This is a genomic window from Bradyrhizobium sp. SZCCT0231 (assembly GCF_018130245.1).
GTDB lineage: Bacteria > Pseudomonadota > Alphaproteobacteria > Rhizobiales > Xanthobacteraceae > Bradyrhizobium > Bradyrhizobium japonicum_F.
On the sequence record NZ_JAFCKP010000001.1, the window covers coordinates 138,101 to 152,526 of the forward strand.

Below are 14,426 nucleotides of genomic sequence, written 5' to 3' on the forward strand. Positions count from 1 at the left end.
GGCTTAGCTGGAGGCCGCGGGCGCGGCCATCGCGACGGCCCTTTCCGTCACGCTGTCGAGGCCCGCACGGTCTGCGGCGATCTGCGGCCGTCGCGCCGTCCGAATGAGATCGGAGTACCAGTGCGCCGAGGCCTTCAGCGTTCGCTTCTGCGTGGCGAAATCGACATGAACCAGACCGAAGCGTTGCGAATAGCCCGATGCCCATTCGAAATTGTCGAGCAGGGACCACACGAAATAGCCCTTGACGTCGGCTCCGGCTCGGATCGCCTCCTGCATTGCCCTTGTATAGGCGTCGAGATAGGCAATTCGCGCGGTGTCCTGAACACGACCGGCATCGTCCGGCTTGTCGTCCGCGGCGGTGCCGTTCTCCAGCACGTAGATCGGCAGGCGGAAACGGCGGTGGATGTCCAGCAGCGTATCGCGGAACGCACCGGGAATGATGGGCCAGCCGATGGCGGTCCGCCGCACGTCATCCGGCGGCACACCGAAGCCGGCGCCGATCGGATTGCTGTCGGCCTTGATGTAGTGCGGCGAATAATGGTTGAGCCCAAACCAGTCGACCGGCCTTGCGATCCGCGCCATGTCACCGGGCCTGACATAAGGCTCGATGGACTCGGCAAGCTCCGGGGGATAGTGGGCAAAGTGCTGCGGATACGGGAATGCGTCGTTCCAGTACGGCGCAAAGCGCCGCGTCGCCGCAACATCCTCCTCCCGCGTGGTGGCGGGATAACAGGGCTGGCGGTTGTGAATGGCGCCGAGCGATGCATTCGTCACCGATTGGCGGAGCACGTCGATGGCATGGCCGTGACTGAGGTTGACGTGGTGAATGGCGCGGTGCAAAGCGCTCCTGTCGGCGATGCCGGGCGCGTTCCAGCCGAGACCATATCCGAATAGCGTGAATACGCATGGTTCGTTGAAGGTGGCGAACCGCGTCACCCGGTCGCCGAAGCGTTGGGCCACCAGCGCAGCATAATCGGCAAACCATCCCGCGATGTCCCGGTTCTGCCAGCCGCCAAGGTCCTGCAGCGCCTGCGGCAGATCCCAGTGATAGAGACAAATCCAGGGCTCTATGCCGGCAGCCAGGAGTGCATCGACGAGCCTGTCGTAGAAATCGAGACCCGCCTCGTTCGCAGCCCCGCGACCGCGAGGCAGAATGCGCGGCCACGCGATCGAGAAGCGGTAAGCGCCGACGCCGATATCGCGCATCAGCGCGATGTCTTCGCGGTAGCGGTGATAATGATCGCAAGCGATGTCGCCGGTATCGCCGTTCTTGATGCGCCCCTTCTGCCGGCAATAGCTGTCCCAAATGCTGTCGCCGCGCCCATCCACATGGGAAGCGCCCTCGATCTGGAAGCTCGAGGTCGAGACGCCCCACAGAAATGAATTCGCCGCCGGCACGCGCGCTTGAAGTGAGGGCGCGGCTCCGTCTGTCGTTGTCATGTGCCTGCCTTGCGATGCGCAGTTCAGATTGTGCTCGGTCCACAATGCTGCTCTTTGCTGATCACGGTTTGACGGAGATCAACCGCCGGGCAAGCAGCGGGCGCGTGGAGCGGGGCGGATTCCGGCGCGGCGGGCCGGCTCTCAACGTTTCCAGACACGCACTGGTACTTGAACCGTTGTGACGCTTATCCCTGAGGACGCGCTTCAGGTGACCGCGCGGGTCGGCCGGGAGCATCCTGATCTCATCGCGCTTTAGCCTTCCGCCCCTGGACGGGTGAGATCCGGTGTCGGACGGATCGGTTGCTTGGCCGGTCTGACCGTCGACGAAAAATAGAGCGCGAGTTCGAGGATGCCGTACATCGCGAATATCATCAGCGCCTTGATTGCTTCGTTCGTCATCTGAATATCCTCCGACAGCCGACCCCGACTAACGTTGGGCCATTTCGATCCGTGCATGCATTGGACGGGCCTGGTGGACGGCCAGGGTCTTCGCCTTCTGCAAGCTCAGTTCAGGCTGGGCAAAGTGGACGGTCAGCGTGGTCGCGACGATGGCGATGCCGGCAAGCAATCCTGCGACGACCACCTTCAGATGTGTTGCCTTGTCCGCGGTGTAAATCGAGTGGTTCATTGCAAGCCCCTTGCCGGTGCGTGCTGGCAGATCCTTATTAATGCATGAATGGTCCGACCGAAATTTGGGGGCTTCACCTAAGGTGATGCCCGTAGCCGAACGGAAGATGCGGCTCTTGCATCCTCAAATACCGTCTATTGGTCAAACGGGGCGGATAGGGAGGCGAACCGCGCGCAGGCAGGGCTAGCGCATTTGACTTGTTGCGACGGCTTGTGCGCACGCCTCGTCCTTCGAGACGGCGCTTACGCGCCTCCTCTCCATGAACCACCTGTCAGACGACGTCTGGCAGGTGGTTCATGGTTCCATGTGCAGCGTCCACTTTCGGCGCTGGCGACTCAGGATGAGGCTAATCAGCGTCAGTGCCCTTTGAAACTGCAGCCACGCACTCCGTCCTCATCCTGAGGAGCCCGCCTAAAGCGGGCGTCTCGAAGGATGGCCGCAGGGAACAGCTCTCAAATGCGATAGTCCCTGCGCGCGCAGAGGCGAGGGCCGCAACGGCTTTGCCTTCGCAGTGCCCGCCGACGCCGTCGGGCGGCTTCTTGCATCGGCCGGCCAGGAAGCGGCGAGCAAGTAAGCGATGATTTCAGAGGCTAGCGGAGTCGAAGCAACTACCGCCGGGCCTGCCGGTCCCGCCCGGTATAGGCGGCAATCATCCAAACCAGGGCCGTCACGAGCAACATGGTCACGATGGTCTGGATCAGGCCGAAGTTCAGCGCGTCACGTGCCACGAACAGCGCCGTGATCGGCGCTGCTATGGCGAAGAGAACCCGAACGAACCATCCAAGCATCGAGGCCTCGATCCGCGGGGAGTTCAGCCAGCGGCCTTCATGGACCATCAGGCAGCCTTCACGCTGATGGTTTTGGCCCGCTGCTGGGCTTCCTCGGTCTTGGGAAGCACCACCTTGAGCACGCCGTTCTTGAACGTCGCCTCGATCTTGTCGGCGTTGACACCGTCCGGGAGCGCGAAGTAGCGCTCGAAAGAGCCGTAACGGCGCTCGGAGACGTAGTAGTCCTTCTTCTTCTCTTCGGTCTCTTCCTTCTTCTCGCCTCTGATGGTGAGGCCGCCGTTGACGAGCTTGACGTCGATGTCCTTCTCGTCGAGGCCGGGAAGCTCAGCCGTGATCTCGTAGGCCTTGTCGCTTTCGGCGACGTCGACGGCCGGCGCAGTGAAGTTCCTGGACAGGTCGCGCTCCAGCCGGGCGAGCGAGCGGAACGGGCGTCTCCAGAAGCCGTTGCCGAAATCGTCGAAGATCTGGTCGATCTCGTTTCTCAGGGCCTGGAACGGCTGCCATGCCTCGCCGGCGGCTGCAGGGGCGGTGGACGTTTTGGTGACAGGTAATTTGGTTTCGGTCGCCATGATCATTGTCTCCTTCGAGCTTGACCATTCCGGTCGCGGGAAAGAATAGTCATGGCCATCATGCGGTGGTTGATTTCGCTCAAATTCGAGAGCATCGCGTGCGAGATCTGGTGCGTCGGCAACTGGTGGAATGATCGTGCGCAACACGGGCTCGGCGCTCGTCAATCCCCATCCTGACGCCGCGTAAATTGGGCAGATACACGGACGTTTCTCGATTGCCGCGGCAGTCGAGAGCATATGGGCCCTATGAAGCCGCCCTCCTTGGCACCCATTGGTCGCCAAGCTTCACGTAGGAGCGCTTCACGGCAGCCCAGGCCGTGCGGTGGGCGATCTCCTCCTGCCGGAGGTCGCCGACGTGCGAGGCAAAGGAATGGTTGAACGCCTCCCGGTAGATGTCCAGCGCATGGGGCGGCAAGTGGTGCCGCACACCTGCAGGAAGATCCTCGTTCGAGCGATAGGGCATCGTCGCATCCTGTGCGGATCATCGGCCCGCCCTGGGCGCCGACGGCTGATGCCGGGCGCTTGCGGCGGGCGTGCCGCTGCTACATCGCCATGTCGGGTTCGGGCAGCCGCTCGCGTTTCGGCTCCGGAATCTCCGTCATGGTCGCCTCCGTCAGAAGAAGCACGCTTGCGACGGAAACGGCGTTCTCGAGCGCGGTCCGTACGACCTTCACCGGGTCGACGATGCCGGCCTCCACGAGATCGATATAGACCTTCCGGGCGGCATCGAAGCCGAAATTGCCCTCGCTGCCGAGCATCCGTGCAACCACGACGCCGCCATCGGTCGCGGAATTTTCGGCGATCTGGCGCGCAGGCGCTTCGAGTGCGCGTTTCAGGATCTGCATGCCCGTTCGTTCGTCGCCCTCGCAGGCAGCCTCCTCCTTGGCCACCGCCGCGATCGTGCGGAGCAGGGCAAGCCCGCCGCCCGGCACGATGCCCTCGGCCATCGCAGCCTTCGTCGAGCTGATCGCATCGTCGAGGGCTTCCTTCTTCGACTTCATCTCGGCTTCGGTCGGTGCGCCCACCCGGATCACGGCAACGCCGCCCGAGAGCTTGGCGAGGCGCTCCTCGAGCTTCTCGCGGTCGTACTCGCTGGTGGTCTTCTCGATCTCGAATCGGATTTGCGCCAGCCGCGCGTCGATACGGGCGCGATCGCCGCCACTCCCGATCAGGGTCGTATTCTCCTTGTCGGCGACGACGCGCGCGGCGCGACCGAGCTGTTGCAAGGTGGCACTCTCCAGCTTGAGCCCGATCTCCTCCGAGATCACCTGCGCGCCGGTGAGGATGGCGATGTCCTCCAGCATGGCCTTGCGCCGGTCGCCGAAGCCGGGCGCCTTGACTGCACAAGCCTTGAGCACGCCGCGGAGCTGATTGACGATGAGGGTCGCCAGCGCTTCGCCCTCGATGTCCTCGGCGATGATCAGAAGCGACCGGCCGCTCTTGGCGACCTGCTCGAGCACGGGGACCAGATCGCGCAGGGCGCCGATCTTGTGATCGCAGAGCAGCACGTAGGGATCCTGCAACACGGCTTCCATGCGGTCGGCATCCGTGACGAAGTAGGGCGACAGGAAGCCGCGGTCGAACTTCATGCCTTCCACGACGTCCAGCAGCGTCTCGGTGGTCTTGGATTCTTCCACCGAGATCACGCCGTCACCGCCGACCTTCTCGATCGCATCCGCCACCAGTTCGCCGATGGAGGCGTCATTGTGCGCCGAGATCGTGGCGACCTGAACCTTCTCCGCCCTGGTCTTCACCGGCTTCGCCATCGCGTGCAGGGCGGCGATGGCGGCCTGTGCCCCGCGATCGAGGCCGCGTTTGAGGTCGATCGCGCTTGCGCCGGCGACGACGTTCCGGACGCCGTCCGAAAGCATGGCGTGGGCAAGGATGGTCGACGTGCTGGTGCCGTCGCCGACGACATCGCCGGTCTTCTCGGCGGCCTGCCGCAGCACCCGAGCGCCGAGGTTCTCCTCGGGGTCCTTGAGGTCGAATTCCTTGGCAATGGTGACGCCGTCGTTGCAGACGATCGGTGCGCCCCACGCCTTCTGGATTAGGACGGATTTCGATTTCGGCCCGAGCGTGACGCGCACGGCATCGGCAAGAAGGGACGCGCCGCGCAAGACTTTTTCACGAGCTGCCGAGTGAAACAGGATCTGTTTGTGCGCCATTTCCATGCCCTCTGTCTCGCGGCCATTGCCAATGGGTTGATCCAGTTTGAACGAGTGAGTTCGCACCAGATTGATCTTCGTCAACGTGAGCGCCAGCGCCGAAGCTCCCGGGCGCCGGATGGCGCGATAGAGTGGCGGCCGCCGCGTTGACCTGAATCAAGCAGAGGCCGCCGTTCCCCACTACCATTCATGCTGCAGCCGACGGCAATGGGAGAAGCAGGGTGGAGTCCGATCAAGGTTCGCGGAAGCAGGCCATGGTGATGGCCGCCATTTTGGCCGGCGGCATGCTGCTCGCCGTGCTGCAGTTCGGTCTCTCGACCTACAATTCAATCGAGACCATTCCCTACAGCCAATTCGAGCAGCTGCTCGCCCAGGACAAGATTGCCGAGGTCTCCGTTGGCCCGGATATGATTCAGGGGAAGTTGAAAGAGCCGCTTCCGAGCGGAAAGTCCGCATTCGTGACCGCGCGGGTCGATATGGCTCTGGCCGAAAAGCTTGCGGCAAAAGGCGCGAGCGTGACCGGCGTTCCCGGCGCCGGCGCGCTGCAGACGCTATTGTCCTGGATCTTTCCGGTCATCGTCTTCTTCGTGATCTGGTTCTGGATCGGCCGCAGCATGGGTGGCCGTCAGGGCCTGGGCGGTCTGATGGCGATCGGCAAGTCACGCGCGAAGGTCTATGTCGAAAAGGACATCAAGGTCACCTTCGCGGATGTCGCCGGAGTGGACGAGGCGAAGTTCGAGCTCCAGGAAGTCGTGTCATTCCTCAAGGACCCCAACAGCTATGGCCGATTGGGGGCGCATGTGCCGAAGGGAATATTGCTGGTCGGACCGCCGGGAACGGGGAAGACCCTGCTGGCCCGCGCGGTGGCGGGAGAGGCCGGCGTTCCGTTCTTCTCGATCTCGGGCTCGGAATTCGTGGAGATGTTCGTCGGTGTCGGCGCGGCACGCGTGCGAGACTTGTTCGAGCAGGCCCGAAAGGCGGCGCCGTGCATCATCTTCGTCGACGAGCTCGACGCGCTGGGACGCAGCCGCGGGCCGCTGTCGTTCGGAGGTTACGACGAGAAGGAGCAGACCCTCAATCAGCTCCTGTCCGAGCTCGACGGCTTCGACCCGAGCGCCGGCGTCATCCTGCTCGCAGCCACCAACCGCCCCGAGATCCTGGATCCCGCACTGTTGCGGGCGGGCCGGTTCGACCGCCAGGTCCTGGTCGATCGGCCGGACAAGGTCGGACGGGTTGCCATTCTCAAGGTCCACGTCCGCAAGATTCGCATGAGCAATGACGTCGACCTCGACAAGGTGGCGGGACTCACGACCGGATTCACCGGCGCCGACCTCGCAAACCTCATCAACGAAGCCGCGATCGCCGCGACCAGGCGGAGCGGTGAGGAGGTCACGTTCGACGATTTCGTCATGGCGATCGAGCGGATCGTGGCCGGCATCGAGAAGAAGAGCAGGGTGCTCAGCAAGGACGAACGGCGCAGGGTTGCCTATCACGAGATGGGCCATGCCCTCGTCGCGGCCAGCCTGCCCGGCGTCGATCCCGTGCAGAAGGTCTCGATCATTCCGCGCGGAATCGGTGCACTGGGATACACCATCCAGCGTCCGACCGAGGACAGGTTCCTGCTGACGATCGAGGAGCTCAAGAACCGCATTGCCGTGCTGATGGGAGGACGCGCATCGGAACGTCTGATCTTCGACGGTGCGATCTCCACCGGCGCCGCCGACGATCTTCAGCGTGCGACCGAAGTCGCGATCGAAATGGTGACCAAGTACGGCATGGACGAGACGGTGGGGCAACGCACCTATGCGCCCAAGCCGCAAGCGTTCCTCGGGGCGGCCCAGGACAAGATCGTCGGGGCTGCCGAGGCAACAGGCCGCGAGATCGATCTCGCCGTCCGCAACCTGATCGAGGAGGGGGACCGCCGCGCCCGGGACATCCTCCAGCGCCGGCGTGGCGACCTGGACGCCGGTGTGGAACTGTTGATCGCGAACGAAACGGTGACGTCCGAGCAGTTCGCGCCGCTGCTCGGCAAGCGCAACGAGGAGAGCAAGCCGGTCGCCGCGTGATTGCGGCATGAACAGTCGCGGCTTGCTTTGCAAGAGTTCGCGTCAGGCCTGCCGAGGCAATCAAAGGCCGCGCGCGTTGACCTTCCTGCGCAGGCGATGACACGCATCTTCCAGGAGAGTTTGAAGATTCTCGATGTTCACCAGCAGCTCATCTGCGTGCCGCCGTTCCAGCGTTCCGAAGGCAAAACCGTCTCGCAGGCTCGCGACGTGCTCCACGCGCTTACGTCCGGCCGCGGCTCGATTTTCGAAGAACTCGAGCTGCTCCAGATCGCGGCCGAGCCCGTCCACTTCGGAAATCAGCATCTTGGTGATCGCGCTCCGGCGGTCAGGCAAGAGGTCGGCGCCGTTCAACAGCGCGATGTAATGGTCGACATTGGCCTGAGCGATGTAGCGATGCATGGCGCACTTCCCCGTGACGTCGCCTAATGTTACCACCGCAAGGGCAAGCGGGAAGATGACCTCTTTGGGTTAGGTCGTTGCGGTACTATAGTAGTGTGAATCGAAGGAGGGCCGAGGTCCAACCCACCGCATCTCGGCGGCTCTTTTTTGGATGAATGAATCCAGCCAAGCTGTGTGGGACCGCGGGAATGAGCCGATGCCCACATACTATTTCGATCTCAAGGACGGCGTGCCCGTCCGGGACAAGTCGGGACTGGAGCTGGTGAGCGATGGCGCCGCCATCGCTCACAGCAAGAGTCTCGCCGAGAAGGTGCGCAGAGAGAAACCGAAAGGCCATCCCGCGCTCCAGATCGTCGTCATCGACGAGAGCGGCCGGGAAGTTCACCGCGAACGGATTTATTCAAATGCGACCTGAGCACCGGTGAAGGGATGTAGCGCGGCTCTCTCCCTGCCGCAGTCTGATCGCCCCACATCGCGGAATTCGGCCCCCCATTGATTTGGCGCAAAGCCGCAAGCCGATCGGCTCCTAACTTGAGTCAAAGCGCCTGGGGGAAACACGGTGAAGCGGCACTACCTCAAGCAGAGCGTATCGTTTCAGGACCGGCTTTCGGCGTGGGCCGAACAGCTCCGTGAGCAGGCCGCCAAACTGAAGCCTGGCCGCGAGCGGGACGACCTGCTCGCGAAGGTTCGTCAGGCCGACGTCGCAGCTCACCTCGACGAATGGGTCAACTCTCGGGGTCTTCAGCCACCAAAGTAGGGTTGCTCTGCTTCCAGCCGAATGTGGGCCAATCAGCGCTGTCGTCTTCACGCACGGCATCGATCCAGGTCGACCGTCTGTCAACGCTCTGAGATTGCCAGGCGCTTGGCGGCGTTCGCCGAGATCAGATAGGCGGCTGCGATGGCAATTATCGCCGCAAATATTTCTGCGGAAAGCGCGGTAAAGCCAAACAGTCCGCGCCACGGACCAAGCGCCAGCGCCAGCCCGGCGAGGAGGGCGCCGACGGACGTCGCGATCAGGATGGTGTGGGGGCGATTCGCGCGCCACGGCATGCGGCGAGACCGGATGACGAAGATCACCAGGATCTGGGTGAGTATCGATTCCACGAACCATCCGGTTCGAAACAATTCTGCATCCGCCTCGAACACCTTGAGGAGAACGACGAAGGTGATCGCATCGAACAGGGAGGACGCCATTCCCATGATGATGGAGAAGCGCAGGATGCTCGCCATGTTCCACGTTTCGGGCCGGGCAACGTCTTCGCGGTCGACCTCGTCGAAGGGGATCCCGATTTCGGAGAGATCGTAGATCAGGTTGTTCAGCAGGATTTGCAGCGGCAGCAGCGGCAGGAATGGAAGAACGACCGACGCCAGGGCCATCGAAAGCATGTTGCCGAAATTCGAGCTCGTTCCCATCCGAACATATTTCAGGATGTTGGCAAAGGTTCTGCGGCCCTCGCGCACGCCGGCCGCAAGCACTGACAGGTCGGGAGTCACCAGGATCATGTCGGCGGCTGCGCGAGCGACTTCGGTCGCGCCCGTGACAGAAATGCCGACATGCGCTGCGTGAATCGCCGGCGCATCATTGACGCCGTCTCCCATGAAACCGACGACGTGATTGCGGTGCCGCAGCGCGGCAATGATCCGCCGCTTCTGATCGGGGTCGATCCGGGCAAACAGGTCGACATCATCGACCCGGGCGACGAGCGCGGCATCGGTGAGCCCGGAGATTTCGGCTCCGGTCATGACGCGTCCCGACGGCAGGCCGACCGATCGCGCGACATGGGAGACCACGGCGTCATGGTCACCCGAGAGGATCTTGATCGTCACGCCGAGCGAGGTGAGCGCTTCAATCGCCGAGGCCGCATCCTGCTTCGGCGGATCGGCGAAGACACAGAACCCGAGCATGGTCAGACTGCTCTCGTCACCGACGGCAATCGTCTGCTGCCCGGACGGAATCGACTTGATGGCGACGGCAAGGAGCCGGAAGCCATCGCGGGCATATCGAGCCTGGATGTCCGTCATCTTCTGTTGCCATGCGGCGTCGAGCGGATGGGCCAGGCCATCGATCTCCACGGCAACGCAGCGGGACAGGATGGATTCCGGAGCTCCTTTTGCGATCAGCATGTGCTCTTCGTCCCGTGCGACGAGAACGGACAAGCACCGTCGCTCGAAGTCGAACGGGACTTCCGAACGCCGGGCCCAGCCGTCCAGACCATCGCGGCTCGCTGACAATATCGCGTCGTCGAGAGGGCTTCTGACACCGGCCTGGAACGTGCTGTTCAGGTGCGCGAAGCTTAGGACGCGATCGCTGGGCCGGTCCTGCGGATCGATATGCGCCTCCAGCGTGATCCTGGCTTCCGTCAGCGTACCGGTCTTGTCGACGCAAAGCGTGTCCATCGCACCCAGGTCGTGAATCGCCGACAGTCGTTTCACGATGACCTTTCGCTCCGCCATGCGCAGCGCGCCGCGGGCGAGGGTCACCGTCATCACCATAGGCAGCAGCTCGGGTGTCAGGCCGACGGCGAGCGCGACCGCGAAGAGGAAGGACTCCATTGCGGGATGTTGCGCGACGAGATGAGCCATCATCACAAACAGCGTGAGGAAGAGCGTCAGTCGCAGGATCAGCAGTCCGAGCCCTTGGACGCCTTCCTCGAGAGCGGTCGGTGGCGCGTTGGCGGCCATTGCCGAGGCGATCGCGCCAAAGCGCGTCCGGCCGCCGGTCCTCACGACCAGCATCCTGCCGCTCCCGCCGACGGTACTGGTTCCCGCGAACAGCGCGTTCGTGGCATCTGCCGGCAATGCCGCCGAGCAGGGGGCGTCCGTCTTGAAGGCCGGAAACGGCTCTCCTGTCATGAGGGCTTCATTGACCTGTAATTCCTGGGCATCGAGAACGACGCCATCGGCGGGTATCAGATCGCCGATACGGAGTTTCACGACGTCCCCGGGGACGAGAGCCGTCACCGAAATCGTCATGTCCCTGCCATCCCGGACGACGTCCGCCTGAATGGCGACCGATTCCCGCAACGCTTCGGCAGTGAGCTCGGCGCGATGCTCCTGAACGATATCGAGCGTGATGGACAGGGAGAGCACGGTTGCGATGACTGCAAAACTGCCGATGTCGCCGCTGAGCCCGGATACCAGCGCCGCCGCGAGCAGCATCGCAATCAGCGGATTCCAGAGGCGTTGGCCGAGCTTGCGCAGGGCCGACCGGCTTTGGGAGGCGTCAGCGCGGTTTGCTCCGAAGATCGCCAGCCGTCGGTTCGCTTCGATTTGTGCCAGGCCTTCGGGACCCGAGCCGAGCGCGCGGCAGAGCTCGTCCTTTGGCGTTTGCCAGAACTCGGCAGCCGGAGTGTTGGCCGGAGTAGACTGCTCGATCATCAAGGGGCTCGCCGGTCACTGACGTCTGGGGCCCGGCGAAGGTAATAGGCTGCTCAATCTCCGGGTTGATGCAGCTCAATCCGGTCTTGGGCGGCGGTCGTGGCGGCACCATCCTGATGCGGCCGGTCGAGCGCTTCGAGGGCAGCCTGCTCCTGCGACAGGCGCCACTCGATGTAGTTGCGCTCGACATCCGTTAGATGCGTCTTGAGGAGCCGATGATAGCGATCGATGTTTCTGCTGTGGGCGCGATCGAGCGCAAAGCTGACTGCCGACATGTCTCCTCCTCGTTCCCAGACCTGAGGTCGCGCTGCCTCAGCGCATCATTTCTTCCGCGGTTTTTCCAATGGCGAGAAGATCTGATTGGCGGGTGGTTGCCCGCCGGTCGGAACGGCGATGGCAATGAAGCCGCGGCCCATCGATGAGTGACAGGCGTTGCAGCCGTCGGTCAGCACGCGCATGGAAGCGGCGAACTTGCGGTGATCTCCCGCCGCGATCGCGTCGGCGATCGAGAGCAGCGGCTCCTTCATCGTGGTCACGTTGCTGACGGGGACCGCGGGATAGAAGATGGCCGCTTCGGCCAGGCTATTCGTCAGCTGCCGCAACTCATACGCGGCCAGGTCCCAGTTCTTCGCCTTGCCTGCATACCATAGCTTGAGATGCTCGAGCTGCGCCATGCTCATGACCTCGACGAGGCGGGGCGCCTCTTGTTTCGCGCTCGCGGACGGTGGAAAGTCGGACTGAGCAATCGCGGACGTAACCGCACCGGCCGACATCGCGAGAACCGCGCACCATTTCTTCAGCGTCATCCGAGCATTCCCTGTGAACCTCGACCTTTACTATCAGGGTCGCGTTCCATGCCCTTGCGCTGAATCAAGTTTCCGCATTCCGCGCCCCGAGTGAAACAGGAGCGCCCAGAAGGCGAGGCCGCCGAACGTCAATTTCGAAATTGCTCCCTTTGCCGCGAGGTACCCAAGCGAGATCAATTCGGCTTTCCAAGAAGTCTTCGGATGATCTTCCTCAAATTGTCGGCGTACTCGTCGACGACCTGACGCCTCTCGGCCGATAGAGAAAGCTGACGATCATCGTCCTCGTCCGCTGACGGAATATCCGTCCGGGATATCCTGCGGATGATGGAGGCGATCGGCTTTGTCACTTTCACGGGAATTCCGGCCTCTGGATAGAGCTGCGCGCGCAGTTCAGGGTAAGGGCCAATTCCATCAGCGGATTTCACACAGGTTAAATCGCCGCCGATCGCTCGACGTCCTGCCCGGAAACGCGAGTTCGTGTGCCTCATCCGGTTAGCTCACGGCGGCTAGGCGCACGAGGCTGTCGTGTCGCACTTGGGGCAGCAGCCGTCCGCGGCTGCGCCGAGCTGACGGCCGAGCTCGATCCTGAGAGCTTCCTTGTCCCATTTCGTGCCGTCGCTTCTGATGATTCGCTTGGCGCGTTCGAAGGCGTGGCTCTCGGCAGCGTCATCTCCGATACGGACGATCACGTCGCAGTGGAAAGGGCAGGCCGTCGTCGCACGGGTCGTCTCCAGTGCGTAGCGCACGACGGCGGTGAGATCGTCGGTTTGAATGTCGGCAAGCATGTCGGTTCTCCTGATCGGCGTCCTCCGTTGCCCAGACGATCCCATGGGTTCGACGAAAATCGGCCCCGGGCTCCATGGGAGCGCCGAGGCCGACTGTTCGCTTTGGTTCTTCCATCCAGGGTCTGAGCCCGTCCAACAAACCCGCGTTGCCGATCGTCGTTCCATCGAACTCTCCGGCGGAGCCGCTCTCCGGCCTGCTCCATGCTCGCGGTCTTCTGCACCCATCTGTGAAAGCGGCGCCGGGAAGGCCTAGGAATCCGAACGTCGCTGCTTTCGGCAACGGTACCTCGAAAAAGCGTTCCCGATGCCAATACAACGCTATAATCAGGGTCACAAACATGTCTTGATCCAGCTCAAGGGCGGTCGGAGGCGCTCGACCGGGTGCTCTCGACTGGCATCCTGCCCAGCGGCGCTTTGCGATGTCTTTGCCGTTCCCGTGTGGATCCGTTCAGGACATTTGCCTAAGTATTGGCCCGCAATTTCAAGGCCGGAGCGCCGGGCGCATATGTCCGGCATGGAGCGCAACGTCATCTTCAAATGTCCCCGCACGGGCATGAACGTGCAGCATTGGCTTTCCGACGCAACGTCCGATGCCGCGGACACGCACGTATCCGTCCGATGTCCCGCTTGCGCCGCGTTGCACTTCGTCAGCACCGCCAGCGGCAAGACGTTGAGCGAAGCGATCGGCCGGCGTCGCGGTCTCGGCGACCAGCCCGGTCCGTCCCGTCCTTGACGTGGCGAGGCTCGCGCAGGCCAGAGGACGTCCCCAAAAACGGGGGCCTATCGCGCGATCTCGCCGGCTGAATTCGGCGCCATGGTCATTCGCGTCGAAAAGCCATGGGCACAAGCCGCTTTCTTGACTTGGCTCAAGGTGAATTCGGTGAAGTTCGACAACCTCGTCAGACCCACACCAAGGTCGGAGGAAGCGCCATGCTAGGTCGAACCGTTGCTGCAGCGTTGCTGTTCGCCATCCTGGGCCAGCCAGCTTTGGCCCAATCGCCGGCGGAGCATCAAGGCCATCATCCCGGACAGGAGCAGGCGCCGGCGTCGCCGCCGTCGAGTTCTCCTGCCAACCCATCCGCCGAGCGGCAGAGCCCGATGCGCGGTGGAGACATGATGGGAATGATGGGGCGCGGAATGATGGGACAAGGAATGATGGGACAAGGAATGAAGAGACACGGCGCGATGGGCGGTGACGCCATGGAGCCGCCGGTCGTCTTCCGCATCGTCTTCGCGTTGATGGATGCCGATGGCGACGGGACCGTCTCGCTGTCCGAGTTTCAGGTCGCTCACGAACGAATTTTCAAGGCAATGGATCGCGACAAGGACGGCAAGCTCACTTTCGAGGAGATGATGGCGTTCATGCACCGGAGCAAGAGCTCCGTCCCGCAACAATAGCGAG

17 protein-coding genes are annotated in these 14,426 nt (G+C 62.9%); 4 read left to right on the forward strand and 13 right to left on the reverse strand.

The window, feature by feature from the left end:
• Positions 1-3 precede the first annotated feature (3 nt).
• From JQ566_RS00695 to groL, 7 genes are all read right to left on the reverse strand, one after another.
• A complete protein-coding gene (locus tag JQ566_RS00695; protein WP_212368029.1) occupies positions 4-1,440 on the reverse strand; it encodes a GH1 family beta-glucosidase in 1,437 nt (478 codons plus the stop codon).
• A 252-nt stretch (positions 1,441-1,692) separates the two neighbouring features.
• Complete coding sequence (locus tag JQ566_RS00700; protein ID WP_212368032.1) at positions 1,693-1,839, reverse strand: hypothetical protein; 147 nt, start codon at positions 1,837-1,839, stop codon at positions 1,693-1,695.
• A 28-nt stretch (positions 1,840-1,867) separates the two neighbouring features.
• On the reverse strand, positions 1,868-2,068 hold the full coding sequence (locus tag JQ566_RS00705; protein WP_212368035.1) for a hypothetical protein: 201 nt from the start codon (positions 2,066-2,068) through the stop codon (positions 1,868-1,870).
• Positions 2,069-2,676: 608 nt separating this feature from the next.
• The gene (locus JQ566_RS00710) at positions 2,677-2,904 is read right to left on the reverse strand and encodes a hypothetical protein (protein WP_249139151.1); all 228 of its coding nucleotides are present in this window, start codon (positions 2,902-2,904) and stop codon (positions 2,677-2,679) included.
• The gene (locus tag JQ566_RS00715; protein WP_212368038.1) at positions 2,904-3,425 is read right to left on the reverse strand and encodes an Hsp20/alpha crystallin family protein; all 522 of its coding nucleotides are present in this window, start codon (positions 3,423-3,425) and stop codon (positions 2,904-2,906) included. The genes JQ566_RS00710 and JQ566_RS00715 overlap by 1 nt, the downstream gene beginning before the upstream one ends.
• A gap of 244 nt (positions 3,426-3,669) precedes the next feature.
• The gene (locus JQ566_RS00720) at positions 3,670-3,888 is read right to left on the reverse strand and encodes a ChaB family protein (protein WP_212368041.1); all 219 of its coding nucleotides are present in this window, start codon (positions 3,886-3,888) and stop codon (positions 3,670-3,672) included.
• A 79-nt stretch (positions 3,889-3,967) separates the two neighbouring features.
• Positions 3,968-5,590, reverse strand: a complete 1,623-nt coding sequence (groL, locus tag JQ566_RS00725; protein ID WP_212368059.1) for a chaperonin GroEL — start codon at positions 5,588-5,590, stop codon at positions 3,968-3,970.
• A 221-nt stretch (positions 5,591-5,811) separates the two neighbouring features.
• Here groL and ftsH point away from each other — a divergent pair, with 221 nt between their 5' ends.
• On the forward strand, positions 5,812-7,656 hold the full coding sequence (ftsH, locus tag JQ566_RS00730) for an ATP-dependent zinc metalloprotease FtsH (protein WP_212368078.1): 1,845 nt from the start codon (positions 5,812-5,814) through the stop codon (positions 7,654-7,656).
• A 60-nt stretch (positions 7,657-7,716) separates the two neighbouring features.
• On the opposite strand, the gene JQ566_RS00735 is transcribed toward ftsH, so the two are convergent.
• Positions 7,717-8,055 carry a hypothetical protein gene (locus JQ566_RS00735; RefSeq protein ID WP_212368081.1) on the reverse strand — a complete coding sequence of 113 codons (339 nt, stop codon included), beginning with the start codon at positions 8,053-8,055 and terminating at the stop codon, positions 7,717-7,719.
• Positions 8,056-8,251: 196 nt separating this feature from the next.
• Between JQ566_RS00735 and JQ566_RS00740 the strand changes: the two genes are divergently transcribed.
• Together JQ566_RS00740 and JQ566_RS00745 are read left to right on the forward strand one after the other, a co-directional pair.
• Positions 8,252-8,470 carry a DUF6894 family protein gene (locus JQ566_RS00740; protein WP_212368084.1) on the forward strand — a complete coding sequence of 73 codons (219 nt, stop codon included), beginning with the start codon at positions 8,252-8,254 and terminating at the stop codon, positions 8,468-8,470.
• 144 nt (positions 8,471-8,614) lie between these two features.
• Positions 8,615-8,812, forward strand: a complete 198-nt coding sequence (locus JQ566_RS00745; RefSeq protein WP_212368087.1) for a hypothetical protein — start codon at positions 8,615-8,617, stop codon at positions 8,810-8,812.
• Between the two features lie 80 nt (positions 8,813-8,892).
• Here the strand turns inward: JQ566_RS00745 and mgtA are convergent, their stop codons facing one another.
• The 5 genes from mgtA to JQ566_RS00770 form a co-directional block, all read right to left on the reverse strand.
• On the reverse strand, positions 8,893-11,433 hold the full coding sequence (mgtA, locus tag JQ566_RS00750) for a magnesium-translocating P-type ATPase (RefSeq protein ID WP_212368089.1): 2,541 nt from the start codon (positions 11,431-11,433) through the stop codon (positions 8,893-8,895).
• 53 nt (positions 11,434-11,486) lie between these two features.
• Positions 11,487-11,708: a hypothetical protein gene (locus tag JQ566_RS00755; protein ID WP_212368092.1), complete on the reverse strand. Its 222-nt coding sequence runs from the start codon at positions 11,706-11,708 to the stop codon at positions 11,487-11,489.
• A gap of 45 nt (positions 11,709-11,753) precedes the next feature.
• The gene (locus tag JQ566_RS00760; RefSeq protein ID WP_212368095.1) at positions 11,754-12,239 is read right to left on the reverse strand and encodes a hypothetical protein; all 486 of its coding nucleotides are present in this window, start codon (positions 12,237-12,239) and stop codon (positions 11,754-11,756) included.
• A gap of 173 nt (positions 12,240-12,412) precedes the next feature.
• Complete coding sequence (locus JQ566_RS00765; RefSeq protein ID WP_212368098.1) at positions 12,413-12,727, reverse strand: hypothetical protein; 315 nt, start codon at positions 12,725-12,727, stop codon at positions 12,413-12,415.
• Positions 12,728-12,745: 18 nt separating this feature from the next.
• Positions 12,746-13,024: a hypothetical protein gene (locus JQ566_RS00770; protein ID WP_212368102.1), complete on the reverse strand. Its 279-nt coding sequence runs from the start codon at positions 13,022-13,024 to the stop codon at positions 12,746-12,748.
• Between the two features lie 837 nt (positions 13,025-13,861).
• Between JQ566_RS00770 and JQ566_RS00775 the strand changes: the two genes are divergently transcribed.
• A complete protein-coding gene (locus JQ566_RS00775) occupies positions 13,862-14,422 on the forward strand; it encodes an EF-hand domain-containing protein (protein ID WP_349643294.1) in 561 nt (186 codons plus the stop codon).
• The last annotated feature ends 4 nt before the right edge of the window (positions 14,423-14,426 follow it).